This is a genomic window from Rhodococcus ruber, from assembly GCF_027270735.1.
In the GTDB taxonomy this organism is placed as follows: Bacteria; Actinomycetota; Actinomycetes; order Mycobacteriales; family Mycobacteriaceae; genus Rhodococcoides; species Rhodococcoides rubrum_A.
The window spans coordinates 1-237 of record NZ_JAPWIJ010000050.1; the positions used below are offsets into that span (position 1 = coordinate 1).

1 protein-coding gene is annotated in these 237 nt (G+C 65.0%); it reads right to left on the reverse strand.

Translation table 11 applies throughout. From position 1 onward, the window contains the following. On the reverse strand, nucleotides 1–237 hold a 237-nt coding region (locus O4220_RS27765; protein WP_269608754.1), incomplete at both ends, for a radical SAM protein.

A 237-nucleotide genomic window follows, 5' to 3' on the forward strand; every position in this document is an offset into this window, starting at 1 on the left:
CGTTGTGGCGGGTGACGACGACGGAGATCTTCGCGTCCCGGAAGCCGGCCTCCTTCAGATTCTCCAGAGCGCGGCATGCCATGTCGAACGAACCCGGCCCGCGGACCGCATCGTTGACCTCCGCCGTCGCGCCGTCGATGGAGATCTGCACATCGACGTAATCCGACGCCGCCAGGCGCGCGGCGACCTTCTTGTCGATCTTGACCCCGTTGGTGGAGAACTTCACCCCCACCTGAT